This window comes from Streptomyces sp. NPDC002133 (assembly GCF_040296405.1).
GTDB lineage: Bacteria > Actinomycetota > Actinomycetes > Streptomycetales > Streptomycetaceae > Streptomyces.
Genome location: NZ_JBEOXF010000002.1, coordinates 412,127 through 438,689, shown reverse-complemented (window position 1 = coordinate 438,689; position 26,563 = coordinate 412,127). Strand labels below are relative to the sequence as shown.

The following is a 26,563-nucleotide window of genomic DNA, read 5'->3' as shown; positions in this document are numbered from 1 at the left end:
GACTCCACACGCCGTCCCGGGCGCGGGCGTCCGCGCCGCCCCGCGAACGCCGCCTCAGTGGCCGCCTCAGTGGTGGGCATCGTCCCGCAGGGCGGGGCGACTGCCGCACAGCACCCCGGTACGGGCGCCCCTCCATGAGAGGCGCCCGCCGGTTCCGCCCTGGCGGAACGCATGACCACAACGGGTGGGTGAGTGGGGGCGCATGCACCCCCCCCGGAGTGGGTCAGCGGATCGGCCGGTGGACGTTCCCCCGGGTCGCCGGACCCGGTGTGGCGTCCGCGATCCAGGGGCCATCGCCACTGGGGTCGATGACGCCCTGTTCCAGCCAGGTGTACGTGCCCGCGAGGACACCGTTGACGACCTTGCGGTCGAGATCGTCCGTGTTCGCCCAGAGGCGGCCGAAGAGTTCGTCGACGCGGATGCGCGACTGGCGGCAGAACGCGTCCGCGAGCTGGTACGCCTCGCGGCCGTGGTCGCCGGTGATCCGCATCTGCTCCGCCCGTACGCATGCCGCGCTCATCGCGAAGAGTTCGGCGCCGATGTCGACGACCCGGCCGAGGAAGCCCTGCTTGGTCTCCATCCGGCCCTGCCAGCGGGACATCGCGTAGAACGTGGACCGCGCGAGCTTGCGTGCCGAGCGCTCCACGTACCGCAGGTGGGTGGCGAGATCGGTGTGACCTCCCCGGTGGAACTCGGCGTACGATCCCGGCAGTTGCCCCGGCCCGGCCACCAGCTTCGGCAGCCAGCGGGCGTAGAACGCGGTTGCCTGCGCGCCTGCCTTCGCCTTGTCGCCGAGGGACTTGTCCGGGTCGATGATGTCGCCGGCGACCGCGAGATGCGCGTCGACCGCCTCGCGGGCGATCAGCAGATGCATGATCTCGGTCGAACCCTCGAAGATCCGGTTGATGCGCAGGTCGCGCAGCATCTGCTCGGCCGGCACCGCTCGCTCGCCGCGCGCGGCCAGCGACTCCGCGGTCTCGAAGCCGCGGCCGCCGCGGATCTGGATCAGCTCGTCGGCGATCAGCCAGGCCATCTCGGATCCGTACAGCTTGGCGAGCGCCGCTTCGATGCGGATGTCGTTGCGGTCCTCGTCGGCCATCTGGGACGACAGGTCGACCATGGCCTCCATGGCGAAGGTGGTCGCCGCGATGAAGGAGATCTTCGAGCCGACGGCCTCGTGCCTGGCGACGGGCTTGCCCCACTGCTCACGCACGGCGGACCACTCGCGGGCGATCTTGAGGGACCACTTCCCCGCGCCCACGCACATCGCGGGCAGCGACAGCCGCCCGGTGTTGAGCGTGGTCAGGGCGATCTTGAGGCCCGCGCCCTCGGGGCCGATACGGTTCGCGGCCGGAACGCGGACCTGGTGGAAGCGGGTCACGCCGTTCTCGATGCCGCGCAGGCCCATGAAGGCGTTGCGGTTCTCGACCGTGATGCCCGGGGACGCCGCTTCGACGACGAAGGCGGTGATGCCGCCCTTGTGGCCATCGGACCTGGGCACGCGGGCCATGACGACGAGCAGATCGGCGACCACGCCGTTGGTGGTCCAGAGCTTGACGCCGTCGAGGACGTAGTCGTCGCCGTCCGGCACGGCCATGGTCGCCAGGCGCGCCGGGTCGGAGCCCACGTCCGGCTCGGTGAGCAGGAAGGCCGTGATGTCCGTACGGGCACATCGCGGCAGGAACGCGTCCTTCTGCTCCTGCGTGCCGAAGAGCTTCAACGGCTGCGGCACGCCGATCGACTGGTGCGCGGAGAGCAGCGCACCCACGGCGGGGCTGGCGGAGCCGACGAGGCCCAGGGCCTTGTTGTAGTACACCTGGGTGAGCCCGAGCCCGCCGTACTTCGGGTCGATCTTCATGCCGAGGGCACCGAGCTCCTTCAGCCCGCTGATCACCTCGTCCGGGATCCGGGCCTCGCGCTCGATGCGGGCGCTGTCGATCTGTGTCTCGCAGAAGTCGCGCAGTTTGGCGAGGAACTGCTCGCCGCGCTGGACGTCTTCGGGGGACGGCATCGGATGGGGATGGATCAGGTCGAGCCGGAAGCGGCCAAGGAACAGTTCCTTGGCAAAGCTGGGCTTGCGCCAGCCCTGCTCGCGGGCGGCCTCGGCAACCTGACGGGCTTCCCGCTCGGAGACCTTGGGCGCGGTTTGCGGTTTCGAAGGGGCGGACATGAGGGACTCACCTCGCCGCAGCGTCGGGGGCGGCCGCACGGAATTACCGTACGGTGCTACTCGTCCGTATCTACCCGAATACCGACCACCTCACCAGTCCTGCGGCGCACCTGGGTGTACGTGTGCACGCAGAGACACGAAGACGGCCGAAGCCCCCGCACAGTGGGCTCCGGCCGTCGGCTCGCGTCGTACTACAGGGCCAGTCCGGTGAGGACGAGCACCCGCTCGTACGTGTAGTCGTCCATCGCGTACTTGACGCCCTCGCGGCCCACACCGGACTGCTTGACGCCGCCGTACGGCATCTGGTCGGCGCGGTAGGAAGGGACGTCGCCGACGATCACGCCGCCGACCTCGAGTGCGCGGTGGGCGCGGAACGCGGTCTGCAGGTTGTGGGTGAAGACGCCGGTCTGCAGGCCGAACCTGGAGTTGTTGACCTCGGCGAAGGCCTCGTCCGCACCGTCGACGCGCTGGATGCTGAGGACCGGACCGAAGACCTCCTCGCGGGCGAGGGTGGTGTCGGCCGGCAGGTCGGCGAGGACGGTGGGGGCGTAGGTCGCGCCGTCGCGCTTGCCGCCGGTGAGGAGGATGGCGCCGGCGTTCACGGCCTCGTCGACCCAGGACTCGACCCGCTTGGCGGCGTCCTCGCTGACGAGCGGGCCGACGTCGGTCGCCTCGTCGGACGGGTCGCCGGTGGCCATCGCCTCGACGGCGGCGACGATCCTCGGGACGAGCCGGTCGTAGACCGGGGCGTCGGCGATGACTCGCTGGACGGAGATGCAGGACTGGCCGCCCTGGCCGTTGGAGAAGGTCGCGATCCGGGTCGCGGCCCAGTCCAGGTCCTCGTCGGACGACCAGTCGGCGAGGACGACGGCCGCGCCGTTGCCGCCGAGCTCCAGGGTGCAGTGCTTGTGCGGCACGGACGCCTGGATGGCGTAGCCGACCTTGTCCGAGCCGGTGAACGAGATCACCGGCAGGCGCTCGTCCTGGACCAGTGCGGGCATGGACTCGTTCAGGACCGGCAGGACGGACCAGGAGCCGGCGGGCAGTTCGGTCTCGGCCAGCAGCTCGCCGATGATCAGGCCGGAGAGCGGGGTGGCGGGGGCCGGCTTCAGGATGATCGGCGCGCCTACGGCGATGGCCGGGGCGATCTTGTGGGCGCAGAGGTTCAGCGGGAAGTTGAACGGCGCGATGCCGAGAACGACGCCCTTGGGGAAGCGGCGGGTGAGGGCGAGACGGCCCTGGCCGCCGGGATCGGTGTCGAGGCGCTGGGCCTCGCCGCCGTTGAAGCGGCGGGCCTCCTCGGCGGCGAAACGGAAGACGGAGACGGCACGGCCGACCTCGCCGCGGGCCCACTTGATCGGCTTGCCGTTCTCGGCGGAGATCAGCTGGGCGATCTCCTCGGTGCGCTCGACCAGACGCCTGGACACGTGGTCGAGGGCGGCGGCGCGGACATGGGCGGGGGTCGCCGCGAACTCGTCCACGACGGCGTGCGCGGCGGCCACGGCCTCCTCGACCTGGGCGTCGGTCGGCACGGACACCGTGCCGACGACCCGGCCGTCCCACGGGGACGTGACGTCGAAGGTCGCGTCGCCGGTGGCCTGGCGGCCGGCGAGCCAGAAGGCGTGGGTGGAAGTCATATGGGGTCCGGCCCTTCCGAAGTAGTGGGTTGCCTCTTCTCACACGGTAGGGCGGCCGGGCCGGGTCGTGGTTTGTCCGCGTTGGAGTGGTCGGCGGGGCCGCCCTGCCGCTTTGGCGAGTGCGCGCGACGCAGGGGGTGTCAGCGGCGGCGTTCCGTGCTGACGATCAGGCACACCCCGGCCACCACGACGGCGCCGCCGACGGCAATCGGCCAGGTCAGCCGCTCGTTCAGGACCAGTGCGCCGAGAAGCACGGCGACGATCGGGTTGACGTACGCGTACGTGGCGACCAGCGAGAGCGGCGCGGAGTGGAGCAGCCAGGCGTACGCCGTGAACGCGATGAGCGAGCCGAAGACGACGAGATAGCCGAGGGCGGTCCAGGAGCGTCCGGACACCTCGCCGAGCACGAAGCCGTGCTGCTCGCCCCGGCCGAGCCCGACCAGCAGGCAGCCGATGCCGCCCGCGACCATTTCGTACGCGCTCGCCGCGAAGGGATTGGCGGGCATGGGGATGCGGGCGGAGGAGAAGGAGCCGACCGACCACATGACGGTCGCCGCGATCACGGTGAGGACGCCCCAGAGGCGTACGTCGCCGCTCAGCCCGGGGAGGGTCAGCACGGCGAGGCCCGCGAGCCCGAGCAGGACGCCGCCGTACGCGCCGAGACCGGGCCGCTCGCCCGAGGCCCTGCGCAGCACGACGACCCAGGCGGGGACGACGGCGACCAGCAGGGCCGCGAGCCCGGAGGGCACGGCGGTCTCGGCGAGGACGACGAGTCCGTTGCCGCCGAGGAGGAGCAGGAGACCGACGACCGCGGCGGAGGCGAGCTGGGCGCGGGTGACCTTCAGGGCCGATGGCCCCTGCCGCCAGGCGATGATCGCGGCGAGGATCAGTCCGGCGGCGATGAAACGGGCGCCGGCGGAGAGGAACGGCGGCATCGTCTCGACGACGACGCGGATGCCGAGGTACGTCGACCCCCAGACGACGTACACGATGGCGAGGGCGGCCCATATGGCCCCGGATATCCGGCGCCCGGGTGCGGTGCCGGCGGTCGGTACGGCGGTGGTGGTGGTGGCGGCTGCTTCGGTCGCGGATGTGCCGGTGCAGGGAGCGGGTTGCGTCATGGGTCCTTCTCGTCCTCGTCTCGCGGACGGGCGGCGGGCGCCTCCCCGTCACTGGAGATCACGAGGCAGGACCCTAGTACTTCAGCACGCAAACTCCAGAATTTCTGCCCGACTTCGGGCAGGGGAACGGAAATTACTTCGTTCTGGACCCCGTGGGGCTAGGGCACCGTGTCCGTCGCGGCGTCGGTCGCCGGACCCGCAGCCGGCTCCGCGGTCGCCTTCAGGGCCAGCCAGAGCTCCATGCGGACGTCCGGGTCGTCCAGGGAGCGCCCGAGGATCTCCTCGACGCGGCGCATGCGGTAGCGGAGGGTGTGGCGGTGGACGCCGAGGTCGGCGGCCGCCGCGTCCCACTGGCCGTGGCGGGAGAGCCAGGCGCGCAGGGAGGCCACGAGGTCGCCGCGGCCGGTCGCGTCGTGTTCGTACAGGGCACGGAGCATGCCGTCGGCGAAGGCCCGCACGGCGTCGTCGGCGAGAAGCGGCAATACCGAGCCGGCGGCGAGCTCCTCGTGCTCGACGAGGGCCCGCCCCCTCCGGCGGGCGACGGTGAGCGCCTGCTCGGCCTGCTTGTAGGCCGATGCAGCGGCGCTCGGGCCGGTCGGGGCGGACATCCCGACGACGATGCCCGCTTCCTCGGCCTCCCGCTCCGTGTACGGCTCGCAGGCGCCGACGACGGCGCCCCCGTCCACGGCGAGGACGACGAGCCGGTCGTCGCCCTCGGGAACGCTCAGCATCGCCTCGCCGGACCGTGACGCCGCGGACTCCAGCGACTCGGCGAGCGCGTGCACGGGGTGCTCGGCCGCCGGGTCCGGCTCGCCCGCGCGCTCGGCGATGAGCAGCCGGAAGGGCGCGTCGAGGAGCTCGCCGTACAGATCCCCCGCGACCGCCCTGGCGTGGTCCGGCTGCCCGGACAGCATCATCCGCAGCACCGCCGCGCCGAGGCGGTGCTCGGCTCGCTGCAGCGACCGGGAACGTTCCGTCGTGAGCGTCAGCAGCGCGATCGCGGAGTGCACGGCGTACCGCTCCGCCGTCCCCAGCGGGGCGCCCGTGCCGACGGCGAGCGCTCCCCGCACCCGCCGCCCGGTGCCCAGCGACTGCAGTTCGACCCGGTCATCCGTGCCGCCGACGACGGCGCTGGCGGGCGCGGGCCGCTCGCGCAGCCGCTCCACATCGGCGGTGAGCCGGGCGGCGCGCCGGGCGGCCCAGTCGGGTGCGGCGGCGACGACGGCGCCGGAGGCGTCGTAGAGCGCGGCCCATCCGTCGATGTGCGAGGCGAGCTTGGCGAGCAGCGCCGCCGGGCCCTCGGCGAGGGCGGCGCGGGTGAGCTCGCGCTGGGCTTCGAAGCCCGCGGTCACGGCCCGGTACTGGTCGGCGGCCATGGCGGCGGACACGGCCTTGCTGATGGCGAGGAACGGGGTGCGGCGCGGCACTTCGAGGAGCGGGAAGTCCTCCTCCTTCGCCGCGTTCAGCAGCGCCTCGGGGACGTCGTCGTAGCTGACGCCGACGGCGAAGCCGAGCCCGACCACACCGGCGCCGACCAGCCGCCGCACGTAGCGGCGCATCGCCTCGGGGTCCGCGGCGTCCAGCGTCAGCGCGGTGACGAGGAGCAGCTCGCCGCCCTCCATGTACGGCACGGGGTCGGCGAGTTCGCTGACGTGCGCCCAGCGCACGGGGGTCCCGAGCCGGTCCTCCCCAGCGCGCACGGTCAGCTTGAGCGCGGAGTGCTGGACGAGCGAGGCGAGGGTGACCGGCATGGGACCGCGGGCTTTCGGCAGAGGGAGTTTTTCGCCGTCCCGTATGAACGGCATACCTCGATTCTGCCAGGGCGTACGAGTTCGCGGGTCCCGTCGGTGTCAATCGGGGTCCGAGCCGGGTCGGGGGCAGGTCAGGTGCAGGTCAGGCTGTGGGCCGCGCCGTGAGCGCAGGTCCGCTCGGCCCCCAGGCCCTGAAGCCTCGCGACCTCACGTCCTCACGTCCTCACGTCCTCACGTCCTCACGTCCTCACGTCCTCAGGTCCACACGTCCTCAGGTCCTCAGGTCCTCAGGTCCTCAGGTCCACCAGCAGCGGCGGCGCGTGCTCGCCGCGCACCGACGTCAGCGACAGCACCGCATGACCGGCCGGCACGGAGTGCGCCAGGTCGGACGCCGACCAGCGCTCCCGCTCGACCTCACGGACCGTCACTGCCTCCGCGGTGGCGGCCTTCCCGGTCACCAGCCGCCGCATGAAGTGCAGTGCCTTGGTCAGCGGCTCGTCCGAGATGATCTGCCGGTTGGTGACGTCCCGGGTCTGCACCCACTCGGTGCCCCAGGTCTCCGCGAACCGCCCCCCGTCCCAGGGTCCGAGCCCGGCGAACGCCATCCGGCAGCCGACCGCGCCCAGCAGCGGCCCGCGCAGCGCCTCGGGCACGTCCTCCAGCGTCCGCAGCGACAGCACGACCCCGGCGTTCGTCGAACGCAGCCGCTGCACGGCCCGCACGGAGTCCGCGGTCACGGTGTACGTGGCGTCGTCGAGGACCAGACACGCGAAGAGCGACCGGTCGGTACGGGCGAGCGCCGCTTCCGTGAACTGGGCGAGGACCAGCCTCGCGATGATCCGGGAAGCCTCGGCGTGGCCGCGTTCCGGCAGGTCGACCCGTACCCGCAGCGGGTGCTCGATGGCTCGCAGCGAGAACTGCCGGCCGGGCTCCTTCGTGCGGAAGAACTGCGCGAACGCGGGGCGGTCGAGGAACGCGATCCGCTCGGCGAGCAGCACGCCGATGTCGTCCGCGCGCTCCGACTGCCGTGCCCGGGCGTCGAGTTCGCGCAGCTGGGACGCCTCGCCCGCCGCCTCCAGCGCGGCGCGCAGCCCGGTGAGCGCCCCCGGCGCTCCGCCCACGAGCTCGCGCAGTTCCGGCACGGCCGGGAAGTGGCCGTGGACGCTCCGGTACGGCCCGATGAGCTGGGCGAGCGCGGTGGCGGCCCGGCGGCTGTCGACCGTCAGGTCGCCGACGAGCGCCTCGGCGAGGATGCGGGCGGCCTCGTCCGGGTCGTCGGCGCCGCCGTAGAGATCGAGGTCGTGCGTGGAGTCGGGCCGCCCGAGGGCGATGACGAGGTCGAAGGCGTCATCGGGCGCGAGCGCGGTGCCGTGGGCGGTGACGGCGACGACGGCGGCCCGGTTGGCGAGCGCCTGCAGACACATGGCCTCGACGACGGGCCGTACGAGCCGCACGGTCTTCCCGGAACCGGAGGGTCCGACGGCCAGCAGCGAGGTCCCGAGCAGCGCGGGTTCGAGGGCGACACCGGTGGTGCGCCGGGCATAGGGATTGCGGGGGTGGTCGGCGGCGGTGCCGATCCGCACCTGACCGGTGGCGAGGTCGTGGGCGGCGGTGCGGACGGGCAGGTCCCGTACGCCCGAGGGGTGGGCGCAGGCGGCGGGCCCGTCGGCGCGGACGGCGTCGGTGAAGGCGGGCAGCCGCTCGGGGCGGGTGCGGACACCCTGCCAGGCGCGGCGGATCCGGGCGTAGTCGACATCGCCGAGCAGGCCCTTCCTCGTCGCGTCGGCGAGGGTACGGGCCGTCTCGTCGAGCCCTGCCGTCCGCAGCTCGGGCCAGTCCGCGGGGTCGTGCTGCGGCCCCGGCTCCCGCTCGGCGGCGGGCGCGTCCTTGCGGCGCGCGAGCACCGGCCAGGTGCCGGCCCTGCCGAGGGCCGCGACGACGGCGGTCACGAGGCACACGTAGTAGAGGTTCGAGGCCCATTCGAGCCACCAGACGCTCCTGGGCATCTCCCGCCACACGCCGGGGAGCAGCACGAACAGCGGCCACAGCGGCACGCCGTACCGGCGCCAGATCTCGTTCCAGTTGCCGACCCGCCCCGAACCCACCGCGAGCAGGGTCAGGACGAGGCCGTTGTAGATGTACGTCGCCGTGACGAACAGCTCGAAGTGGGCGCTGGTCCCGTTCTGCCAGGAGTCGGGCACCAGCCAGAGCATGGGCAGCAGCCACCAGTCCTTGACGAAGAACCACCACCCTTCGAGGTAGTGGTTCCACAGCAGGGACCAGAACAGCCAGCCGGCGAGGAACGCGATCACCGCACCGCTGATCAGCGGCCGGGCGGGGACGAGTTCCGGCTCCTGCTCCGGGCGCGCCCGGTGGCCCAGGCGCCAGATGCCGGGCTCGGCCTGGGGCCGGGGTGTACGCAGCCAGTCGGCGACTGACGCGCCCGTCGCGGGGGCGGGGGCGTGCGAGGGGGCCGGGGGGACGGCGGGAGGCACCGGCGGGGGGCCGGCGGGGCGCGGGACGGAGTGCGGGAGCGGCTGCGCGCTCCCGGCGCTGCCCGCCCGCGTACCGCGTGCGTCGTACGTGCCTTCGGTGTCCATGAACCCTGCCCCCTGAACAGCCAGGACCGCGTCTGTGCCACCGTCAATCTAGTGCCCGGCGGCGGGGAGTTCAGCGAGTACGCCGCGGGCGAGCCGCTCCGGCGCGGCAATGACCTGCTCCGGCGCGAGTCCGAGGGTCCTGCGCCGGTCGTACACCTCGGGGGCGAGCGGTGCCGGCAGTACGTCGACGAGGGCGTCCCGGCCCTCGGTGCCGGCCGCGGAGAGCAGGGCGTTGATCTGGGCCCGCCGGAAGCCGTAGGCGCCGGTGACGAAGCGTGACGTGCCGGTCCCGGAGCCGAGGACCCGATGGGAGTGGCCCTCCAGCAGCTCGACCATCGCGGCGAATCGTCCTCGCCCGGACCACCCGTCCCGAGTGATCCTGGAAGGAGTCCCGAGGGGCCGTCGCTCTATGTCCGCGACGGACAAGGACACGCCCCCACCACTCCCGAACGGAGCATGCCGGACCCCCTGGCCCGGACCTAGCCTGCGAAGAAAGCAGAAGTGCGTCCAAAACTCCGAAAGACACCCCAGGAGCCCTCATGACCGCAATCCCGCAGGAGCGCCGCGTCGTCACCGCCATCCCCGGCCCCAAGTCGCAGGAACTGCAGGCCCGCCGTCTCTCCGCGGTCGCGGGCGGCGTGGGCTCCGTGCTGCCGGTGTTCACCACCCGCGCCGGTGGCGGCATCATCGAGGACGTCGACGGCAACCGCCTCATCGACTTCGGCTCCGGCATCGCCGTGACCTCCGTGGGTGCCTCCGCCGAGGCTGTCGTGCGCCGCGCGTCCGCCCAGCTGCAGGACTTCACGCACACCTGTTTCATGGTCACGCCGTACGAGGGCTACGTGGAGGTCTGTGAGGCCCTCGCCGAGCTCACCCCGGGCGACCACGCCAAGAAGTCCGCGCTGTTCAACTCCGGCGCCGAGGCCGTCGAGAACGCCGTCAAGATCGCCCGGTCGTACACCAAGCGCCAGGCCGTCGTCGTCTTCGACCACGGCTACCACGGCCGTACGAACCTCACCATGGCGCTGACCGCCAAGAACATGCCGTACAAGCACGGCTTCGGCCCGTTCGCCCCCGAGGTCTACCGCGTCCCGGTCGCCTACGGCTACCGCTGGCCGACCGGCCCGGAGAACTGCGGCCCCGAGGCCGCCGCCCAGGCCATCGACCAGATCTCCAAGCAGATCGGCCCCGACAACGTCGCCGCGATCATCATCGAGCCGGTCCTCGGCGAGGGTGGCTTCATCGAGCCGGCCAAGGGCTTCCTCCCGGCGATCGCGCAGTTCGCCAAGGACAATGGCATCGTCTTCGTCGCCGACGAGATCCAGTCCGGCTTCTGCCGCACCGGCCAGTGGTTCGCCTGCGAGGACGAGGGCATCGTCCCGGACCTGATCACCACCGCCAAGGGCATCGCGGGCGGTCTGCCGCTCGCCGCCGTCACCGGCCGCGCCGAGATCATGGACGCCCCGCACGCGGGCGGCCTGGGCGGCACCTACGGCGGAAACCCGGTGGCCTGCGCCGGTGCGCTCGGCGCCATCGAGACCATGCGCGAGCAGGACCTCAACGGCAAGGCCAAGCGCATCGAGGAGGTCATGAAGGGCCGCCTCTCCGCCATGCAGGAGAAGTACGAGATCATCGGCGACATCCGCGGCCGCGGCGCCATGGTCGCGATCGAGCTGGTGAAGGACCCGGCCACCAAGGAGCCGAACCCGGAGGCCGCCGGCGCGCTCGCGAAGGCCTGCCACGCCGAGGGTCTGCTCGTCCTGACCTGCGGTACGTACGGCAACGTGCTCCGCTTCCTGCCGCCGCTGGTCATCGGGGAGGACCTGCTCAACGAGGGTCTGGACATCCTCGAGGGGGCCTTCGCCGCGGCCTGACGCCGGATATCGGGAGTAACCCCCAGTAATCGCGCGTTTCTGTGAAGAGTGTGTGGGGGGCCAATGGCGGGATGCCGTTCCGGCTGTTGGTCCCCCTCCTGCTGCCGTACGGTTTCCGCAGATGAGAGAAACACCCCGCCCGCAGGGGACTGCGGGCGACTCCAGGACGGAGCATCCCCAGCCCCGACCTGGCCGTGCCCTCGCGCACACCACCGGAGCCTCTGGGTCCGGAACTCCTCACCGATCGGATGGCCGCCCGCCCCAAACCCCCCGGGGCGCGCGGCAAACCGATCCCGGCGGCCGCCCCGGAACCACCCCCCCTGTTCCGGGGCGGCCGGCTCTCTTGCTGATCTCTTCGGCCCTCTGCGCCACCCTCTTCGCGCTGATCACCTGGCAGGTCGTCGCCCGCGGTCCACTGCGCGCCCTGGACGAGCGCGTGGACCGCGCGGTCGTGGGCGAAGGCCCTGCCGGACTCACCGAATTCCTCGCCGACCTCGGCAGCTTGCCGGTCGCGCTGCCGGTGCTCGCCGCGGCGGTCGCGTACGCCCTGCACCGGCACCGGCGCACCCAGGCCCTGGCCGCCGTCCTCGCGATGGCGCTCGTCCCGGCACTCGTCGCCCCGCTGAAGGCGCTGACGGACCGGCCGGGCCCGCTCACCCCGGAGACCGGCTACTTCCCCTCGGGACACGCGGCGACGGCGATGGTGGCGTACATCGGCGCAGCACTGCTCGTCAGCAGACGGCTGATGCCCGTCGCCGTCGTGCTCACGGTGGCGACGGGCATCGGCCTCGTCCTGCGCGGCTACCACTGGCCCCTGGACGTGCTGGGCAGTTGGATCCTGTGCGGTGTCCTGCTGCTCGTGACCGGCCTCCTGGTCGCCGGCCGGCCCGTCACCAGGCGTACGAGTCGAAGTTCCTGGAGAACTCCCAGCCGCCGAACCGGTCCCAGTTGACCGACCAGGTCATCAGCCCGCGCAGCCCCGGCCACGTCCCATGGGTCCGGTAGGAGCCGCAGTTGGTGCCCTTGGTCAGGCAGTCCAGCGCCTTGACGACCTCGGCGGGCGGCGTGTGGCCGTTGCCGGCGGTCGTCGTGGCGGGCAGGCCGATCGCCACCTGCTCCGGGCGCAGGGCGGGGAAGAACCTCGACTGGTCCTTGGCGACCGGGAAGCCGGTGAGGAGCATGTCGGTCATGGAGATGTGGAAGTCGGCGTTCCCCATGGTGTGGTACTGGTCGTCGAGCCCCATGATCGGGCCCGAGTTGTAGTGCTGGACGTGGAGCAGGGTGAGGTCGTCGCGCAGGGCGTGGATGACCGGGAGGTACGCCCCGCAGCGCGGGTCCTGGCCGCCGAACGGCCCCGAGCCGTAATACTGGTAGCCGAGCTGCACGAAGAACGTCTCCGGTGCCATGGTCAGCACGAAGTCGTCGCCGTATCGGGCCTTGAGCGTCTTGAGCGCCGAGATCAGATTGACGACCACCGGGGTCGTGGGATTGCGGAAGTCGGTGTCGCCCGCGTTCAACGACAGTGAGTGGCCCTCGAAGTCGATGTCGAGGCCGTCGAGTCCGTAGTCGTCGATGATCTTCGAGACGGAGGAGACGAAGGTGTCGCGGGCGGCCGTCGTCGAGAGTTGGACCTGCCCGTTCTGGCCGCCGATGGAGATCAGGACCTTCTTGCCCGCGGCCTGCTTGGCCTTGATGGCGGCCTTGAAGTCGGCTACCGACTCGACGTTCGGGCACTCGCTCGCCGGGCACAGGCCGAAGCGGATGTCGCCGGAGGTCACCGAGGTCGGCTCGCCGAAGGCGAGGTTGATGATGTCCCAGGATTCGGGCACGTCGGCCATGCGCGTGTAGCCGGAGCCGTTGGCGAAGCTGGCGTGGAGATAGCCGACAAGAGCGTGGGCCGGCAGGCCGGGACCGGGGCCGCCGCCCGACGTCGTGGTCGCGGTGACGGCCGCGGACTTCGGTGACTCGCCCGCACTGTTGACGGCCGTGACCTGGAAACTGTACGAGGTGGACGCGGCCAGGCCCGTCGCGGTGGCCGAGGTCCCGGTCACCGAGAGGATCTTGGCGCCGTTCCGGTGGACGTTGTAGCCGGTCGCCCCGGAGACGGGCGACCAGGAGAGCGGCACGGTGGAGGACGTAGGGGTACCGGCGGTGAGCCCGGTGGGCGCGGCCGGGATCTCGACGGGGGCGCCGCCCGGGCCGAAGAGGGACAGGTCGTCGGCCTGGTAGGCGCCGGTGCCGTACCAGCCGTGCGTGTGGATCGTCACGGACGTCGTCGTGGCGCCGGTGCTGAACGTCGTCGTCAGTTTCTGCCAGTCGGGGGCCGACTGGGTCCAGGTCGAGACGTCGGTGGTGCCGGTGCCGGTGGCCCCGAGGTACACATAGCTGCCGCGCACCCAACCGCTGAGCGTGTAAGAGGAGTTGGGCTGCACCGTGATGGTCTGTGAGCACTTGGCGTTGTCGCTGCCTGCCGGGGTTGCCTGCAGCGCCTTGCTGCCGCTGTGCACGGGGGACGGGACGACGGCGCCGCTGCCGGCCGTACAACTCCAGCCGTCCAGGCCGGACTCGAAGCCGCCGTTGCGTACCAGCTCGGCGTCGGCGGCCTGTGCGGTGTGCGCGGTGGCGACGAGTCCGCTCGCGGCGAGGAGGGCCGCCACGACGACGGCAAGAGGTCTGGTGCGGGCCACAACTGCCTCCGGGAGTGGGGGATTCGAGGTGGAGCGCGCCACAACATGGTCCAGACCAATCAGGTTGTCAAGACCTGTGGCACCGCGCCCCGGCCCTCACACCTCGCCGTCTCCGGCGATCGCGGCCGCCGCCTCGTGCATCGACAGCTCCAGCAGCAACGGATCGGTGAGCGTCCCCGAGCCGTCCTGCGGTGTCGGCCGGCGCACCCGCCACCGATCCGTCCGCGATACGGAACGACGATCCAGGTGCCACGCCCCGCTGTGCGCACGCCCGTACCGACCCAGCGCTTCCGATGCGCCCGGCGGCACGAAGAAGCCCATGCGCGCGTCGCCGAAGTCCGCGAGGACCGGACCCGGCCGGTCGACGAGCCGGTTCAGTACGTCGAACGTGGGACAGCCGAGCTCCCCCGGCAGGATCAGTACGTCCCAGCGCCTGCCCGCCGGGAGCAGTGCGGTCCCCAAGGGGTTGCGCTTCCACCCGCGACGGCAGGCGTCGGGGTCCGGCGCCGCCGACACCAGCCACTCCACCGCGGTCTTCGCCCCCGAACCGGTCATAACCCACAGCCTCCGTCTCCATGTGACGTGTGTCCGGTCAACGCGTTCACATGAGGAGAGCGGGGCGGGCGCCGGCTATGACGCGGGTTTCGGCGACAAATTGAATCGTTCGTGAGCCGGTCAGCTGCCGAAGCCGAGGCCCAGCCGGTCCATCACCTTCAGCCACAGATTGCGCCGCCCGCCGTTGGCGTCCGCGCGGGCCAGCGACCATTTGGTGATGCCGATCCCGGCCCAGGCGACGGGCTCCGGCGGGAACGGCATCGGCTTCGACCGCACCATCTCCAGCTCGGTTCGCTCGGTGCGCCCGCCCGCGAGCAGATCGAGCATCACGTCCGCGCCGAAGCGCGTGGCGCCGACGCCGAGACCGGTGTAGCCGGCGGCGTACGCGACCTTCCCGCCGTGTGCGGTTCCGAAGAAGGCGGAGAAACGCGAGCAGGTGTCGATCGCGCCGCCCCAGGCATGGCTGAAGCGGAGCCCCTCCAGCTGCGGGAAGCACACGAAGAACTGCTCCGCCAGCTTCAGATAGGTCTCGGGCCGTTGGTCCATCTCTGCGGTGACCTTGCCGCCGTACGGATAGATCGCGTCGTAGCCGCCCCACAGGATGCGGTGGTCGGCGGTGATGCGGAAGTAGTGGAACTTGTTGGCGCTGTCCCCGAGCCCCTGACGGTTCTGCCAGCCGATCGACTCCCGCTGCGCGGGCGACAGCGGCTCGGTCATCAGCGCGTAGTCGTAGACCGGGACGGTGAACGGGCGGACCCGCTTGACCAGCGAGGGGAAGACGTTCGTGCCGAGCGCGACGCGCCGGGCGAAGACCCGGCCGTACGAGGTGCGGACGGCCGTCCCGGCGCCGGCGGAGGAAAGGTCGAGCGCGCGGGTGTTCTCGTAGATCCGTACGCCCAGGTCGAGGCACGCCCGCTTGAGGCCCCAGGCGAGCTTCGCCGGGTGCAGCATGGCGACCCCGCGCCGGTCGAACAGTCCGCCGAGAAAGGTCGGCGAGTCGACCTCCGCCCGTACGGCGTCCCGGTCCAGCAGCTCGAGGCCCTCGCCGAAGCCGAGGCGCTCGGCCTCCTCGTACACCTCGTGGAGCTCCTCGAGCTGGTACGGCTCGGTGGCCACGTCGATCTCGCCGGAGCGCTCGAAGTCGCAGTCGATGCCGTAGGCGCCGACGGCGGCCTCGATGGCGTCGAGGTTCCGCGCGCCGAGATCCTCCAGCTTCACCATGTCCTCGGGCCAGCGGGCGAGCCCGTTGCCGAGGCCGTGGGTGAGCGATGCGGCGCAGAAGCCGCCGTTGCGGCCCGAGGCGGCCCAGCCCACCTCGCGGCCTTCGATCAGGACGACATCCCGCTCGGGGTCGCGCTCCTTGGCGAGGAGCGCGGTCCACAGTCCGCTGTACCCGCCACCGACGACGAGGAGGTCGGTCCGCTCGTCGCCGGTGAGGGCGGGCAGGGCGTCGGGCTTGCCGGGGTCTTCCAGCCAGAAGGGGACGGGCTGGGCGTCGGAGAGTGATGAGGCAAAGGTCATGGCAGCTGGGGCCATGGTTTCCACTCCTTCGGAACCTATTTCGCTACAGCGGTCTTCTTCCGCCGGTTGCTGATCATCTGGCCGGCGACGACGACGATGACGGCGATGGCGAACATGGCCGTACCGATGACGTTGATCTGGACGGGCGTACCGCGCTGGGCCGAGCCCCACACGAACATGGGGAAGGTGACGGTGTTGCCCGAGTTGAAGTTGGTGATGATGAAGTCGTCGAAGGAGAGGGCGAAGGACAGCAGCGCGCCCGCCGCGATGCCCGGGGCCGCGATCGGCAGGGTGACCCGCAGGAAGGTCTGCACGGGACCTGCGTAGAGATCACGTGCGGCCTCCTCCAGGCGCGGGTCCATCGACAGGACGCGCGCCTTGACGGCGGCGACGACGAAGCTGAGGCAGAACATGACGTGGGCGATCAGGATCGTCCAGAAGCCCAGCTCGATGCCCATGTTGAGGAACAGCGCCAGCAGCGAGGCGGCCATCACGATCTCGGGCATCGCCATCGGAAGGAAGATCAGCGAGTTGATCGTGCCACGCGCCCGGAAGCGGTAGCGGACCAGCGCGAAGGCGATCATCGTGCCGAGCACGGTCGCGCCGAGGGTCGACCAGGCGGCGATCTGGAGGGACAGCGACAGCGAGCCGCACATGTCGGCGACCCCGCACGGGTCCTTCCAGGCGTCGAGCGAGACCTCCTGCCAGGCGTAGTTGAACCGCCCGTTGGGGTTGTTGAAGGAGAACACCGTCACGACGACGTTCGGCACGATCAGATAGGCGAGCGTGCCGAGGCCCGCGATGACGACGAGATTGCGTCGGAGCCACTGCATCAGACCAGGTCCTCCGTTCCGGCGCGGCGGATGTAGACCGTGACCATGATCAGCACGACGGCCATCAGGATGAAGGACAGCGCGGCCGCTGTCGGGTAGTCCAGGATCCGCAGGTACTGCGACTGGATGACGTTGCCGATCATGCGGGTGTCCGTGGAGCCCAGCAGTTCGGCGTTGACGTAGTCGCCGCTCGCCGGGATGAAGGTGAGCAGCGTGCCGGAGACCACACCCGGCATGGAGAGCGGGAAGGTGACCTTGCGGAAGGTCGTGGCGGGCGTGGCGTAGAGGTCGCCCGCCGCCTCGTGCAGCCGGGTGTCGATCCGCTCCAGCGAGGTGTAGAGCGGCAGGATCATGAACGGCAGGAAGTTGTACGTCAGACCGCAGACGACCGCGAGCGGGGTGGCGAGCACCCGGTCGCCCTCGGTCATGCCGAGCCAGCTGGTGACGTCCAGGAGGTGCAGGGCGTTGAGCGTCTCCACGACCGGCCCGCCGTCCGCGAGGATCGTCTTCCAGGCGAGTGTGCGGATCAGGAAGCTGGTGAAGAACGGCGCGATGACCAGGATCAGCAGCAGATTGCGCCAGCGGCCCGCCTTGAACGCGATGAGGTACGCGAGCGGGTAGCCGAGCAGCAGACACAGCGCCGTGGCGGTGCCGGCGTACAGCAGCGAGCGCAGGAACTGCGGGTAGTACTCCTGGAAGGCCTCCCAGTAGGTCTGGAAGTGCCAGGTGACCTCGAAGCCCTGCTCGAGCGAGCCGGTCTGCACCGAGGTCGACGCCTGGTAGACCATCGGCAGCACGAAGAAGACCAGCAGCCACAGAATGCCGGGAAGCAGCAGCCAGTACGGGACGAGCTTGCGGCGGACCGGGGGCTTGTGGACGGGTGGTTCGGCGGTGGCGGCCACCGGGGGCGGCGCTTCGGTGACGGTCATGCGCTCTCCTCGACCGTCTCGACACCGGCGGAGCCCACTGTCCCGGCAAGCAGGGACTGCGCCGCGTCGAGGCCGAAGGTGTGCTCCGGGTTCCAGTGCAGCACGACCTCGGCACCGGGCACGAGGCGGGAGTCCCGCTCGATGTTCTGTACGTACACCTCGAGCTCGGGGCAGACCGGGCTGTCGATGACGTACTGCGTGGAGACGCCGATGAAGCTGGAGTCGGCGATCTTTCCGGTGATCCGGTTGCGGCCGTCGGCGATCTCCCCCGCGTCGTCGGCGTGCGCGAGCGATATCTTCTCGGGCCGGACGCCGACCAGCAGCTTGCCGCCGTTGCGGGGCTGGGTGGCGACGCGCTGGGCGGGCAGCCGCAGCTTGGCGTCGGCGGCCGAGACGAGGATGTCGCCGGCGCCGGTCTCGGCGACCTCGGCCTCGATGAGGTTGGAGGTGCCGAGGAAGTTGGCGACGAAGGTCGTCTGCGGGTTCTCGTAGAGCTCGGCGGGCGCGCCCAGCTGCTCGACCCGGCCGCCGTTCATCACCGCGACCGTGTCGGCCATCGTCATGGCCTCCTCCTGGTCGTGGGTGACATGGACGAAGGTGATGCCGACCTCGGTCTGGATGCGCTTGAGCTCCAGCTGCATCTGGCGGCGCAGCTTGAGGTCGAGGGCACCGAGCGGCTCGTCGAGGAGGAGGACCTGCGGGTGGTTGATGAGTGCGCGGGCGACGGCGACGCGCTGCTGCTGGCCACCGGAGAGCTGGTGCGGCTTGCGGTGCGCGAAGTCACCGAGCTGGACCAGCTCGAGCATCTCGTCGACCTGCTTCTTGACCGACCTGATGCCACGGCGGCGCAGGCCGAAGGCGACGTTCTCGTAGATGTTCAGATGCGGGAAGAGCGCATAGCTCTGGAAGACCGTGTTGACCGGGCGCTTGTGCGGCGGCAGAGCGGTGACGTCCTTGTCGCCGAGGAAGACGGTGCCCGTGGTGGGGTCCTCGAGGCCGGCGATCATCCGCAGCGTGGTGGTCTTGCCGCATCCGGAGGCGCCGAGCAGGGCGAAGAACGAGCCCTGGGGCACGGTCAGGTCGAGCGGGTGCACGGCGGTGAAGGAACCGTAGGTCTTGCTGATCCCGGAGAGCCGGACATCGCCGCCCTCGGTCTTCGAAGTCTTCGAATCAGTCATGGGTCGCGTTCCCAGTGGTGTCGATGGGCAGGGGAGGTCAGGCGCCGATGAGCTTGGCGAACTTCTCTTCGTACGCCGTCTCTTCCTTGCTGCTGAGCGAGCGGAAGGCGTGGGACTTGGCGGCCATGGCCTTGTCCGGGAGGATCAGCGTGTTCGCGGCCAGGGCGGGGTCGATCCTGGCGAGCTCGTCCTTCACACCGTCGACCGGGCAGACGTAGTTGATGTACGCGGCCAGCTGCGCGGCGACCGGAAGCTCGTAGTAGTAGTCGATGAGCTTCTCGGCGTTGGTCTTGTGCCGGGCCTTGGCCGGGACCAGCAGGTTGTCGCTGGAGGTGATGTAACCGGCCGACGGGATCGTGAACTTGATGTCCGGGTTGTCGGCCTGGAGCTGGATGACGTCACCGGCCCAGGCGAGACAGGCCGCGAGGTCGCCCTTGTCCAGGTCCGAGGTGTAGTCGTTGCCGGTGAAGCGCCGGATCTGCTTCTTGTCGACGCCCTTCTGGAGCCGGCCGATCGCGGCGTCGTAGTCGGCGTCGGTGAACTTCCCGGGGTCCTTGCCCATGTCGAGCAGGGTCATGCCGACCGAGTCGCGCATCTCGGTGAGGAAGCCGACGCGGCCCTTGAGCGTGGGGTCGTCGAGCAGCTGGGTGACGGAGTCCACCTTGCGGCCGCCGGTGGCCTTGGAGTTGTACGCGATGACCGTGGAGATACCGGTCCAGGGGTACGAGTAGGCCCGGCCCGGGTCCCAGTCGGGGCTGCGGAACTGCGGGGACAGATTGGCGAACGCGTGCGGCAGGTTCGACGGGTCGAGCTTCTGCGCCCAGCCGAGCCGGATGATCCGCGCGGCCAGCCAGTCGGTGACGCAGATCAGGTCACGGCCGGTGTCCTGGCCGGCCGCGAGCTGCGGCTTGATCTTGCCGAAGAACTCGACGTTGTCGTTGATGTCCTCGGTGTACTTGACCGTGATCCCGGTGCGCTTGGTGAACGCCTCCAGGGTGGGACGGCTCTTCTCGTCCTCGCTGATGTCCATGTACTCGGTCCAGTTCGAGAAGGCCATGCGCTTCTCCTTGGCCGAATGGTCGTCCGAGACCGCTGCGTCGCCCTCCCGCTTGGCGGGCGGGATGCCACAGGCGCTCAGCATCCCGGCACCGCCGATCGCGAGGGCGCCGACGCCAGACGCACGCAGCAGCGAGCGGCGGGAGAGGGCGCCCCGGCCGTTCGTCATACTGCGCTGCACAGCGGCCAGCTGGGCCGCGGAGAGGCGGTCGGACTGGTAGTGCTCCATGCGCTGTTCCCTTTCGGGTGGATGAGGCCGCCGGTCGGGCGGCGAGCGGCGCGGCGGTAGCCGCAGGTCCTTACGGTCGGTCCCCGAAGATCGTGCGGTGCCAGTCCTTCCTGATCACCGCGGTGTTGTCGTACATCACATGCTTGACCTGCGTGTACTCCTCGAAGGAATAGGCCGACATGTCCTTTCCGAACCCGCTGGCCTTGTATCCGCCGTGGGGCATCTCGCTGATGATCGGGATGTGGTCGTTGACCCAGACGCAGCCCGCCTTGATCTCGCGGGTGGCCCGGCCCGCGCGGTACACGTCACGGCTCCAGGCGGAGGCGGCGAGACCGTACGGGGTGTCGTTGGCGAGCGCGATGCCCTCGTCGTCCGCGTCGAAGGGCAGGACGACCAGGACCGGGCCGAAGATCTCGGACTGGACGACCTCGCTGTCCTGGGCGGCGCCCGCGATCAGGGTCGGCAGGTAGTACGCGCCCTTCTCCAGGTCCCCGCCGGGCGCCTTGCCGCCGGTGACGACGGTGGCGTACGAGCGGGCCCGGTCGACGAAGCCCGCGACCCGGTCGCGCTGGGTGTGCGAGACGAGCGGGCCGAGATCCGTGGACGGGTCGAAGGGGTCCCCGAGGCGTACGCCCGCCATCACGTCGGCGACGCCGGCGACGAACGCGTCGTAGAACGGGCGCTGGACGTAGGCGCGGGTCGCGGCGGTGCAGTCCTGGCCGCTGTTGATCAGCGAGCCGGCGACCGCGCCCTGCACGGCGGCCTCCAGGTCCGCGTCGTCGAAGACGACGAAGGGCGCCTTGCCGCCGAGCTCCAGGTGGAGCCGCTTCACGGTGGCGGTGGCGATCTCGGCGACGCGCTTGCCGACCGCGGTCGAGCCGGTGAAGGACGTCATGGCGACGTCCGGGTGCCCGACGAGATGCTCGCCCGCCTCCCTGCCTGCGCCGGTGACGACGTTGACGACACCGTCGGGGATCCCGGCCTCCGCCGCGGCCTGGGCGAACATCAGAGAGGTCAGCGGGGTGAGCTCGGCGGGCTTGAGGACGATGGTGTTGCCCGCGGCGATGGCCGGGAGGATCTTCCAGGCCGCCATCTGGAGCGGATAGTTCCAGGGCGCGACGGAGCCGACGACGCCGATCGGCTCGCGGCGTACGTACGAGGTGTGGTCGCCGCTGTACTCGCCCGCGGACTGCCCCTGGAGATGGCGCGCGGCGCCGGCGAAGAACGCGGTGTTGTCCACGGTGCCGGGCACGTCGAACTCGCGGGTCAGCTTGATCGGCTTTCCGCACTGGAGCGACTCGGCCCGGGCGAGGTCCTCGGCCTGCTCGGCGAGCACGGACGCGAAGCGGTGGAGAGCGTCGGACCGCTCGCCGGGGGTGGCGCCGGCCCAGCCGGGGAACGCCTCGCGCGCGGCGGCGACGGCCGCGTCCACGTCGGCGGTGCCCGCCAGCTCGTACTCGAGGACCTGCTCTCCGGTCGCGGGATCGACGACGGCGTGGTGCCGGCCCGATGTGCCGGGGCTCAACCGGCCGCCGACGAACTGTGCGCCGTCCTTGAAACGGTCCTGTGCCTGGAAGCGGTTGCCCATGACGCTCTCCGTTGTTCCAGCTCGAATTGAGTGCCGATCCTGACAGAGCGAACTTTCGCCAACAAGTGATTCCGTAGTTGCCATTTGGTTACGCGACGGATTCGGTCGACCATGTGTCGCGCCCGGGCGACCATCCCCGTACGGAGTGTCAGTGGCGGATGCCAGACTCGCGTGCATGGGGATCACCAGCATCACAGCCGAGTCTCTGGTCGAGCGGATCAGGGGTGGGGGACGGGTCAGGTATCTGCACTTCTGGGGTCATGCGCCGCGACGCGACGGGACCATCGGCGCCAGCTGCCTGAGTCAGTGGTGGCCTGCGCCGTTCACCGTGGACGGAGTGGAGTACGCGACCGCAGAGCACTGGATGATGGCCGGAAAGGCGCGGCTGTTCGGCGACGCGGAGGCGGAACGCAAAGCGGTCGCGGCGGCGAATCCGGCGCTCGCGAAGAAGACGGGCCGTCTCGTGCGCGGCTTCAGCGAGGAGACATGGGAGCGCGAGCGGTTCGGCATCGTGGCCGAGGGCAACATGCACAAGTTCGCCCAGCACGCCGACCTGCGGGAGTTCCTGCTCTCGACCGGCGACCGGGTCCTGGTGGAGGCGAGCCCGCTGGACCGCATCTGGGGAATCGGCCTCGCGGCGGACGACGAGCGGGCCCATGACCCCGCGCTGTGGCGGGGGCTCAATCTGCTGGGCTTCGCGCTGATGGAGGCGCGCGAGCGTCTGCGGGCCGAGCAGGGCTGAGGCCGGGGAGACCGAGGGGCAGGGCGGCCGGGCGGCGCGGGGGGCCGCCCGGACGTTCCCGTCCGGTCGGGCAGTGATCAGCGCGGGGCGGCGTCGACGACCAGCGTCGTCGCCCAGGGGTCCTCGTCGACGCCGTTCTCCTCCCACTCGTCGGCGTTCACGATGATCCAGGCGAAGAACGCGATGATGGCGGCTCCCAGGGCGATGCCCACGGAGCCGAGGATGATCCCGGCGAGGGCCTGGCCCTTGTTGTTCGCCTCGCCCCGCTGGTACCGCTTGCGGCCGATGATGCCGAAGATCAGGGCGAGCGCCCCCAGGATCAGGCTGGGGATGCCGTACATGCAGAAGAGGCAGACGGCGAGGATGCCGAGCACCATCGCGGCCGTGCCCATGCCGTTCTGCGGCTGGGTGCCCATGGTCCAGGAGCCGGAGTAGCCCGGGTATCCGGGATAGCCGTAACCGGGCGCACCGGGCTGCGCGCCCGGCGCGGCCGGATAGCCGTAGCCGGGGGTGCCGCCTGCCGGGGTGCCGGGCCCGGCCGGGTAGCCGTAGGGGCCGGGGGCGGGCTGTGCGGGCCCGCCCGGGGCTATCGGCGGTGGCGGTACAGCTCCTGCGTCCCCGCCCTCCGGTCCGGTGCCAGGAACCCCGGCCGAGGGCATCGACGTCACCGTCGGCTGGTCGTGGACGGCGGGGCGGGGCGGCTGTGCCTGCGGCGCAGTCTTGCCGAGATCCACCCTGTCCTGTTGGTCCTGGGGAGCCCGGCGCTCCGGCGGGGCCCACGGGTCGTTCGGCTGGTATCCGCCGCCCGGCGGCTGCTCGCTCTGCTCTGGCATGGGCCCTCCCCCATCGTGAACTCGTCATGCTACGGGCTGCGCGCAGCCCGGCACCCACCCCGCCTACGATGATCCCTGACCTGGACGGCTCAGCACACGGAGGAACCGATGACCGATCTGCACCCCTTCATCGCGGGGCTTCCCAAGGCCGAGCTGCACGTCCACCACGTCGGTTCGGCGTCGCCGCGCATCGTGTCCGAACTGGCCGCCCGGCACCCGGACTCCCAGGTCCCCACCGACCCTGACGCCCTCGCCGACTACTTCACCTTCACCGACTTCGCGCACTTCATCGAGGTCTACCTCTCGGTCGTCGACCTCATCCGCACCCCCGAGGACGTCCGCCTGCTGACCTTCGAGGTCGCCCGCGACATGGCCCGGCAGAACATCCGGTACGCCGAGCTGACCATCACACCGTTCAGCTCCACCCGCCGGGGCATCCCCGAGCGGGGCTTCATGGAGGCGATCGAGGACGCCCGCAAGGCCGCCGAGTCCGAGCTCGGCGTGGTGCTGCGCTGGTGCTTCGACATCCCCGGCGAGGCGGGGCTCGACGCGGCCGAGGAGACGGCGCGGCTCGCGGTCGACCTCCGCCCGGAGGGCCTGGTCTCGTTCGGCCTCGGCGGGCCCGAGATCGGCGTACCGCGGCCGCAGTTCAAGCCGTACTTCGACCGGGCCATCGCCGCGGGGCTGCGGTCCGTGCCGCACGCCGGTGAGACCACGGGGCCGGGGACCATCTGGGACGCGCTGAACGAGCTGCGTGCCGAGCGCATCGGCCACGGCACCAGCGCCCCGCAGGACCCGAAGCTGCTGGCACACCTGGCCGAGCACCGCATCCCGCTGGAGGTCTGCCCCACCTCCAACATCGCCACCCGGGCCGTGGCGAACCTCGATGAGCACCCCATCAAGGAGATGGTCGCCGCCGGAGTGCTGGTGACCGTCAACAGCGACGACCCGCCGATGTTCGGAACCGACCTCAACAACGAGTACGCGGTCGCCGCCCGGCTGCTTGAGCTGGACGAGCGGGGCGTCGCCGCGCTCGCGAAGAACGCGGTGGAGGCGTCGTTCCTCGACGCGGCCGGAAAGGCGCGGATCACCACCGAGATCGACACGTACACCGAGCAGTGGCCGGCCGAGTGAGGCCGAGCCCATGCGTACCGTCACGCTCGTAGCGCACCGCGGCGACCCTTACGTCGCCCGCGAGAACACGCTGCCGTCGCTGCACTCTGCGATCGCCCGTGGCGCAGACGCCGTCGAGGTCGACGTCCGGCTGACCCGCGACGGGGTGCCCGTGCTGCTGCACGACGAGACGCTCAAGCGGCTCTGGGGCCATGACCGTCCGCTCGCCCGGCTCACGCATGCACAGCTGACCGAGCTGACGTCCGGCGGGGTGCCGACCCTGCGCGAGGCGCTGGTCTCGGTGGGCGGCCACCGGCTGATGCTCGATCTGCCAGGCGCCGACGACGCGGCGGTGCACGCGATCGTCGGCACGGTCCGCGAGTGCGGCGCGGACGAGCGCGTCTACTACACGGGCGGCCCGGTCGGCATGTTCGCGGTCCGCGCCGCCGACCGGGGCGCGGAGATCGCCCTCACCTGGACGACGCTCGCCCCGCCCCGGCCGGCCCTCCTGGGCGCGCTGCGGCCGCGCTGGCTCAACTACCGCTTCGGTCTGGTGAGCCGGGAGCTGGCGGACCGGGTCCACGCGGACGGTCTGCTGCTCTCCGCCTGGACCGCCGACACACGCCGTACGATGCGCCGCCTCGTGGGCCGCGGGGTCGACTCGATCACGACCAACCGAGTCGATACGCTCGCCTCGGTACTCCTCGAATCCCGTGCCGGAAAAGGACACTTCGCGTGACCGACAACTCCAGGATCCGCACCGACATCGCCCACAACGCCCGGGTCTGGAACTATTGGCTCGGCGGCAAGGACAACTATCTGATCGACCGCCAGGTCGGTGACCAGGTGACCGGGATGTACCCGAGCATCGGTCAGGTCGCGCGTGCGGACCGGGGGTTCCTGGGCCGGGCGGTCACCTTCCTCGCCCGTGAGGCGGGGGTGCGGCAGTTCCTGGACATCGGCACCGGGCTGCCGACCGTCGACAACACCCACGAGGTCGCGCAGCGCGTCGCCCCCGACGCACGGATCGTGTACGTCGACAACGACCCGATCGTGCTGACACACGCCCGTGCGCTGCTGAGCAGCACGCCGGAGGGCCGCACCGAGTACATAGACGCGGACGCCCACCGCCCCGACGACATCCTGCGGTCGGTCGAGCCGACGCTCGATCTGTCACGGCCGGTCGCGGTGATAATGCTCGGCATCCTCAACTTCGTCCTCGACACGGACGAGGCCACGTCGATCGTCCGCCGCATCATGGACGCCATACCGTCCGGCAGCCATCTCGCGCTCACGCACCCGACACTGGAGCTGGGCGGCGAGGGCAACGCCGAGGCGATGGCGTTCTGGAACGAGAACGCGACCCCGCCGATCACCGCTCGCAGCCGCGCCGAGTTCACCGGTTTCCTCGACGGGCTCGAGATCCTGGAACCGGGCATCGTCTCCTGTGCGCGCTGGCGCGCCGAGGGAGACCCGGCCGCGGAGGTCGCGCAGTTCGGCGCGGTGGGCCGCAAGCCGTAGTGCCCATACGGGGCATGGGCCGCCCCGGCCGTGGGCGGCGGGCCGGGGACTCACCTGGTGGTGCAGGCCGCGGTCACCATGCCGTTCGTCGTGCCGCTCGACCCGCACTGCCGACGCCGACCCGAAGACGTACGGTCCCACCCCTGACCGTGCTGCCGCTGCTCCGGCGCCGCCGTGCGCCGGTCGCGGTGCTGTCGGCCGTTCTGGCGACGAGCGCGCTGCACGAACTCGCGGTCGACGGGCCGGGGCAGCCCTCCTCCGCGCGGCCCTTCACGGAGCGGTCGGCTCCGGTCTTGAGGGCACTCGGCGCGGTCGCGGTCGTGCGCTCGTACCGGCTGGTCCCCGGCGTCAGGCCGGCGCGGCCCCCGGCGGTACGTGGCCGGTGTGACGCCGGGGGCTGCTCGCCGCAGCGCGTCGATGATTTCGCGGCGCGGGGACTCTTCCTTTGATGCGCGAATGGTGCGTTCCTGGCGCGACAGGGATCAGGGCATGCGTCATGCCAACCGCTCCTCGGTCGAAGAACGGCATCACGAGCACGTGAAGAAATCCGGGTTCCGGCAGTGAACTGCCGTGCGGACGTGTGCAAGCATCGTCATGTCATCGGCCGCGCGCCGTACGGGATGGG

21 protein-coding genes and 1 pseudogene are annotated in these 26,563 nt (G+C 71.0%); 7 read left to right on the top strand and 15 right to left on the bottom strand.

Features of this window, described 5'->3' with window-relative positions; translation table 11 throughout:
- Positions 1–223 precede the first annotated feature (223 nt).
- From ABT078_RS04400 to ABT078_RS04375, 6 genes are all read right to left on the bottom strand, one after another.
- Positions 224–2,170: an acyl-CoA dehydrogenase family protein gene (locus ABT078_RS04400; RefSeq protein ID WP_351223622.1), complete on the bottom strand. Its 1,947-nt coding sequence runs from the start codon at positions 2,168–2,170 to the stop codon at positions 224–226.
- 191 nt (positions 2,171–2,361) lie between these two features.
- Positions 2,362–3,807 carry an aldehyde dehydrogenase family protein gene (locus ABT078_RS04395; protein WP_351223620.1) on the bottom strand — a complete coding sequence of 482 codons (1,446 nt, stop codon included), beginning with the start codon at positions 3,805–3,807 and terminating at the stop codon, positions 2,362–2,364.
- Positions 3,808–3,947: 140 nt separating this feature from the next.
- The gene (locus ABT078_RS04390) at positions 3,948–4,928 is read right to left on the bottom strand and encodes an EamA family transporter (RefSeq protein ID WP_351223618.1); all 981 of its coding nucleotides are present in this window, start codon (positions 4,926–4,928) and stop codon (positions 3,948–3,950) included.
- A gap of 158 nt (positions 4,929–5,086) precedes the next feature.
- Positions 5,087–6,679 carry a PucR family transcriptional regulator gene (locus ABT078_RS04385; RefSeq protein ID WP_351223768.1) on the bottom strand — a complete coding sequence of 531 codons (1,593 nt, stop codon included), beginning with the start codon at positions 6,677–6,679 and terminating at the stop codon, positions 5,087–5,089.
- Between the two features lie 287 nt (positions 6,680–6,966).
- Entirely contained in the window at positions 6,967–9,279 is a 2,313-nt protein-coding gene (locus ABT078_RS04380; RefSeq protein WP_351223616.1) for a type IV secretory system conjugative DNA transfer family protein, read from the bottom strand.
- A gap of 48 nt (positions 9,280–9,327) precedes the next feature.
- Positions 9,328–9,615, bottom strand: a complete 288-nt coding sequence (locus ABT078_RS04375; protein WP_351223614.1) for a hypothetical protein — start codon at positions 9,613–9,615, stop codon at positions 9,328–9,330.
- A gap of 203 nt (positions 9,616–9,818) precedes the next feature.
- Between ABT078_RS04375 and gabT the strand changes: the two genes are divergently transcribed.
- Both gabT and ABT078_RS04365 read left to right on the top strand, forming a co-directional pair.
- Positions 9,819–11,153: a 4-aminobutyrate--2-oxoglutarate transaminase gene (gabT, locus tag ABT078_RS04370; protein WP_351223612.1), complete on the top strand. Its 1,335-nt coding sequence runs from the start codon at positions 9,819–9,821 to the stop codon at positions 11,151–11,153.
- 121 nt (positions 11,154–11,274) lie between these two features.
- Positions 11,275–12,105, top strand: a complete 831-nt coding sequence (locus ABT078_RS04365) for a phosphatase PAP2 family protein (RefSeq protein ID WP_351223610.1) — start codon at positions 11,275–11,277, stop codon at positions 12,103–12,105.
- Here the strand turns inward: ABT078_RS04365 and ABT078_RS04360 are convergent.
- The 8 genes and pseudogenes from ABT078_RS04360 to ABT078_RS04325 all read right to left on the bottom strand — a co-directional run bounded on the left by ABT078_RS04360 (position 12,044) and on the right by ABT078_RS04325 (position 21,729).
- A complete protein-coding gene (locus ABT078_RS04360; RefSeq protein ID WP_351223608.1) occupies positions 12,044–13,840 on the bottom strand; it encodes a chitinase in 1,797 nt (598 codons plus the stop codon). The two genes, ABT078_RS04365 and ABT078_RS04360, sit on opposite strands and share 62 nt — an antisense overlap.
- 96 nt (positions 13,841–13,936) lie before the next feature.
- Positions 13,937–14,395: pseudogene (locus ABT078_RS04355) on the bottom strand (hypothetical protein).
- 120 nt (positions 14,396–14,515) lie between these two features.
- The gene (locus tag ABT078_RS04350; RefSeq protein WP_351223606.1) at positions 14,516–15,931 is read right to left on the bottom strand and encodes an NAD(P)/FAD-dependent oxidoreductase; all 1,416 of its coding nucleotides are present in this window, start codon (positions 15,929–15,931) and stop codon (positions 14,516–14,518) included.
- Positions 15,932–15,951: 20 nt separating this feature from the next.
- Positions 15,952–16,749, bottom strand: a complete 798-nt coding sequence (locus ABT078_RS04345) for an ABC transporter permease (protein WP_351223604.1) — start codon at positions 16,747–16,749, stop codon at positions 15,952–15,954.
- Positions 16,749–17,678, bottom strand: a complete 930-nt coding sequence (locus ABT078_RS04340) for an ABC transporter permease (RefSeq protein ID WP_351223602.1) — start codon at positions 17,676–17,678, stop codon at positions 16,749–16,751. The genes ABT078_RS04345 and ABT078_RS04340 overlap by 1 nt, the downstream gene beginning before the upstream one ends.
- Positions 17,675–18,856: an ABC transporter ATP-binding protein gene (locus ABT078_RS04335; protein WP_351223600.1), complete on the bottom strand. Its 1,182-nt coding sequence runs from the start codon at positions 18,854–18,856 to the stop codon at positions 17,675–17,677. Before ABT078_RS04335 ends, ABT078_RS04340 begins: the two co-directional genes overlap by 4 nt.
- A gap of 37 nt (positions 18,857–18,893) precedes the next feature.
- Positions 18,894–20,141 (bottom strand): ABC transporter substrate-binding protein, encoded by a 1,248-nt coding sequence (locus ABT078_RS04330; protein ID WP_351223598.1) that lies wholly within the window; start codon positions 20,139–20,141, stop codon positions 18,894–18,896.
- A 70-nt stretch (positions 20,142–20,211) separates the two neighbouring features.
- On the bottom strand, positions 20,212–21,729 hold the full coding sequence (locus ABT078_RS04325) for a gamma-aminobutyraldehyde dehydrogenase (RefSeq protein WP_351223596.1): 1,518 nt from the start codon (positions 21,727–21,729) through the stop codon (positions 20,212–20,214).
- Between the two features lie 175 nt (positions 21,730–21,904).
- Here ABT078_RS04325 and ybiA point away from each other — a divergent pair, with 175 nt between their 5' ends.
- A complete protein-coding gene (gene ybiA, locus ABT078_RS04320; protein WP_351223594.1) occupies positions 21,905–22,471 on the top strand; it encodes a riboflavin biosynthesis intermediates N-glycosidase in 567 nt (188 codons plus the stop codon).
- Between the two features lie 77 nt (positions 22,472–22,548).
- Here ybiA and ABT078_RS04315 read toward each other — a convergent pair whose 3' ends face one another.
- Entirely contained in the window at positions 22,549–23,304 is a 756-nt protein-coding gene (locus tag ABT078_RS04315) for a DUF4190 domain-containing protein (RefSeq protein ID WP_351223592.1), read from the bottom strand.
- A 108-nt stretch (positions 23,305–23,412) separates the two neighbouring features.
- Between ABT078_RS04315 and ABT078_RS04310 the strand changes: the two genes are divergently transcribed.
- From ABT078_RS04310 to ABT078_RS04295, 4 genes are all read left to right on the top strand, one after another.
- Positions 23,413–24,438, top strand: coding sequence for an adenosine deaminase (locus ABT078_RS04310; RefSeq protein WP_351223590.1), 1,026 nt, complete (start codon positions 23,413–23,415; stop codon positions 24,436–24,438).
- Positions 24,439–24,448: 10 nt separating this feature from the next.
- A complete protein-coding gene (locus tag ABT078_RS04305; RefSeq protein WP_351223588.1) occupies positions 24,449–25,156 on the top strand; it encodes a glycerophosphodiester phosphodiesterase in 708 nt (235 codons plus the stop codon).
- Positions 25,153–25,938 carry an SAM-dependent methyltransferase gene (locus tag ABT078_RS04300; RefSeq protein ID WP_351223586.1) on the top strand — a complete coding sequence of 262 codons (786 nt, stop codon included), beginning with the start codon at positions 25,153–25,155 and terminating at the stop codon, positions 25,936–25,938. The genes ABT078_RS04305 and ABT078_RS04300 overlap by 4 nt, the downstream gene beginning before the upstream one ends.
- 149 nt (positions 25,939–26,087) lie before the next feature.
- A complete protein-coding gene (locus ABT078_RS04295; protein ID WP_351223584.1) occupies positions 26,088–26,387 on the top strand; it encodes a hypothetical protein in 300 nt (99 codons plus the stop codon).
- The last annotated feature ends 176 nt before the right edge of the window (positions 26,388–26,563 follow it).

Coding starts and splice junctions, on each gene's coding strand:
- ABT078_RS04325 (WP_351223596.1), bottom strand. CDS start 21,729: ATGGGCAACCGCTTCCAGGCACAGGACCGTTTCAAGGACGGCGCACAG.
- ABT078_RS04310 (WP_351223590.1), top strand. CDS start 23,413: ATGACCGATCTGCACCCCTTCATCGCGGGGCTTCCCAAGGCCGAGCTG.
- gabT (WP_351223612.1), top strand. CDS start 9,819: ATGACCGCAATCCCGCAGGAGCGCCGCGTCGTCACCGCCATCCCCGGC.
- ABT078_RS04305 (WP_351223588.1), top strand. CDS start 24,449: ATGCGTACCGTCACGCTCGTAGCGCACCGCGGCGACCCTTACGTCGCC.
- ABT078_RS04385 (WP_351223768.1), bottom strand. CDS start 6,679: ATGCCGGTCACCCTCGCCTCGCTCGTCCAGCACTCCGCGCTCAAGCTG.
- ABT078_RS04335 (WP_351223600.1), bottom strand. CDS start 18,856: ATGACTGATTCGAAGACTTCGAAGACCGAGGGCGGCGATGTCCGGCTC.
- ABT078_RS04350 (WP_351223606.1), bottom strand. CDS start 15,931: ATGGCCCCAGCTGCCATGACCTTTGCCTCATCACTCTCCGACGCCCAG.
- ABT078_RS04400 (WP_351223622.1), bottom strand. CDS start 2,170: ATGTCCGCCCCTTCGAAACCGCAAACCGCGCCCAAGGTCTCCGAGCGG.
- ABT078_RS04315 (WP_351223592.1), bottom strand. CDS start 23,304: ATGCCAGAGCAGAGCGAGCAGCCGCCGGGCGGCGGATACCAGCCGAAC.
- ybiA (WP_351223594.1), top strand. CDS start 21,905: ATGGGGATCACCAGCATCACAGCCGAGTCTCTGGTCGAGCGGATCAGG.
- ABT078_RS04330 (WP_351223598.1), bottom strand. CDS start 20,141: ATGGAGCACTACCAGTCCGACCGCCTCTCCGCGGCCCAGCTGGCCGCT.
- ABT078_RS04345 (WP_351223604.1), bottom strand. CDS start 16,749: ATGCAGTGGCTCCGACGCAATCTCGTCGTCATCGCGGGCCTCGGCACG.
- ABT078_RS04340 (WP_351223602.1), bottom strand. CDS start 17,678: ATGACCGTCACCGAAGCGCCGCCCCCGGTGGCCGCCACCGCCGAACCA.
- ABT078_RS04375 (WP_351223614.1), bottom strand. CDS start 9,615: ATGGTCGAGCTGCTGGAGGGCCACTCCCATCGGGTCCTCGGCTCCGGG.
- ABT078_RS04390 (WP_351223618.1), bottom strand. CDS start 4,928: ATGACGCAACCCGCTCCCTGCACCGGCACATCCGCGACCGAAGCAGCC.
- ABT078_RS04395 (WP_351223620.1), bottom strand. CDS start 3,807: ATGACTTCCACCCACGCCTTCTGGCTCGCCGGCCGCCAGGCCACCGGC.
- ABT078_RS04365 (WP_351223610.1), top strand. CDS start 11,275: ATGAGAGAAACACCCCGCCCGCAGGGGACTGCGGGCGACTCCAGGACG.
- ABT078_RS04380 (WP_351223616.1), bottom strand. CDS start 9,279: ATGGACACCGAAGGCACGTACGACGCACGCGGTACGCGGGCGGGCAGC.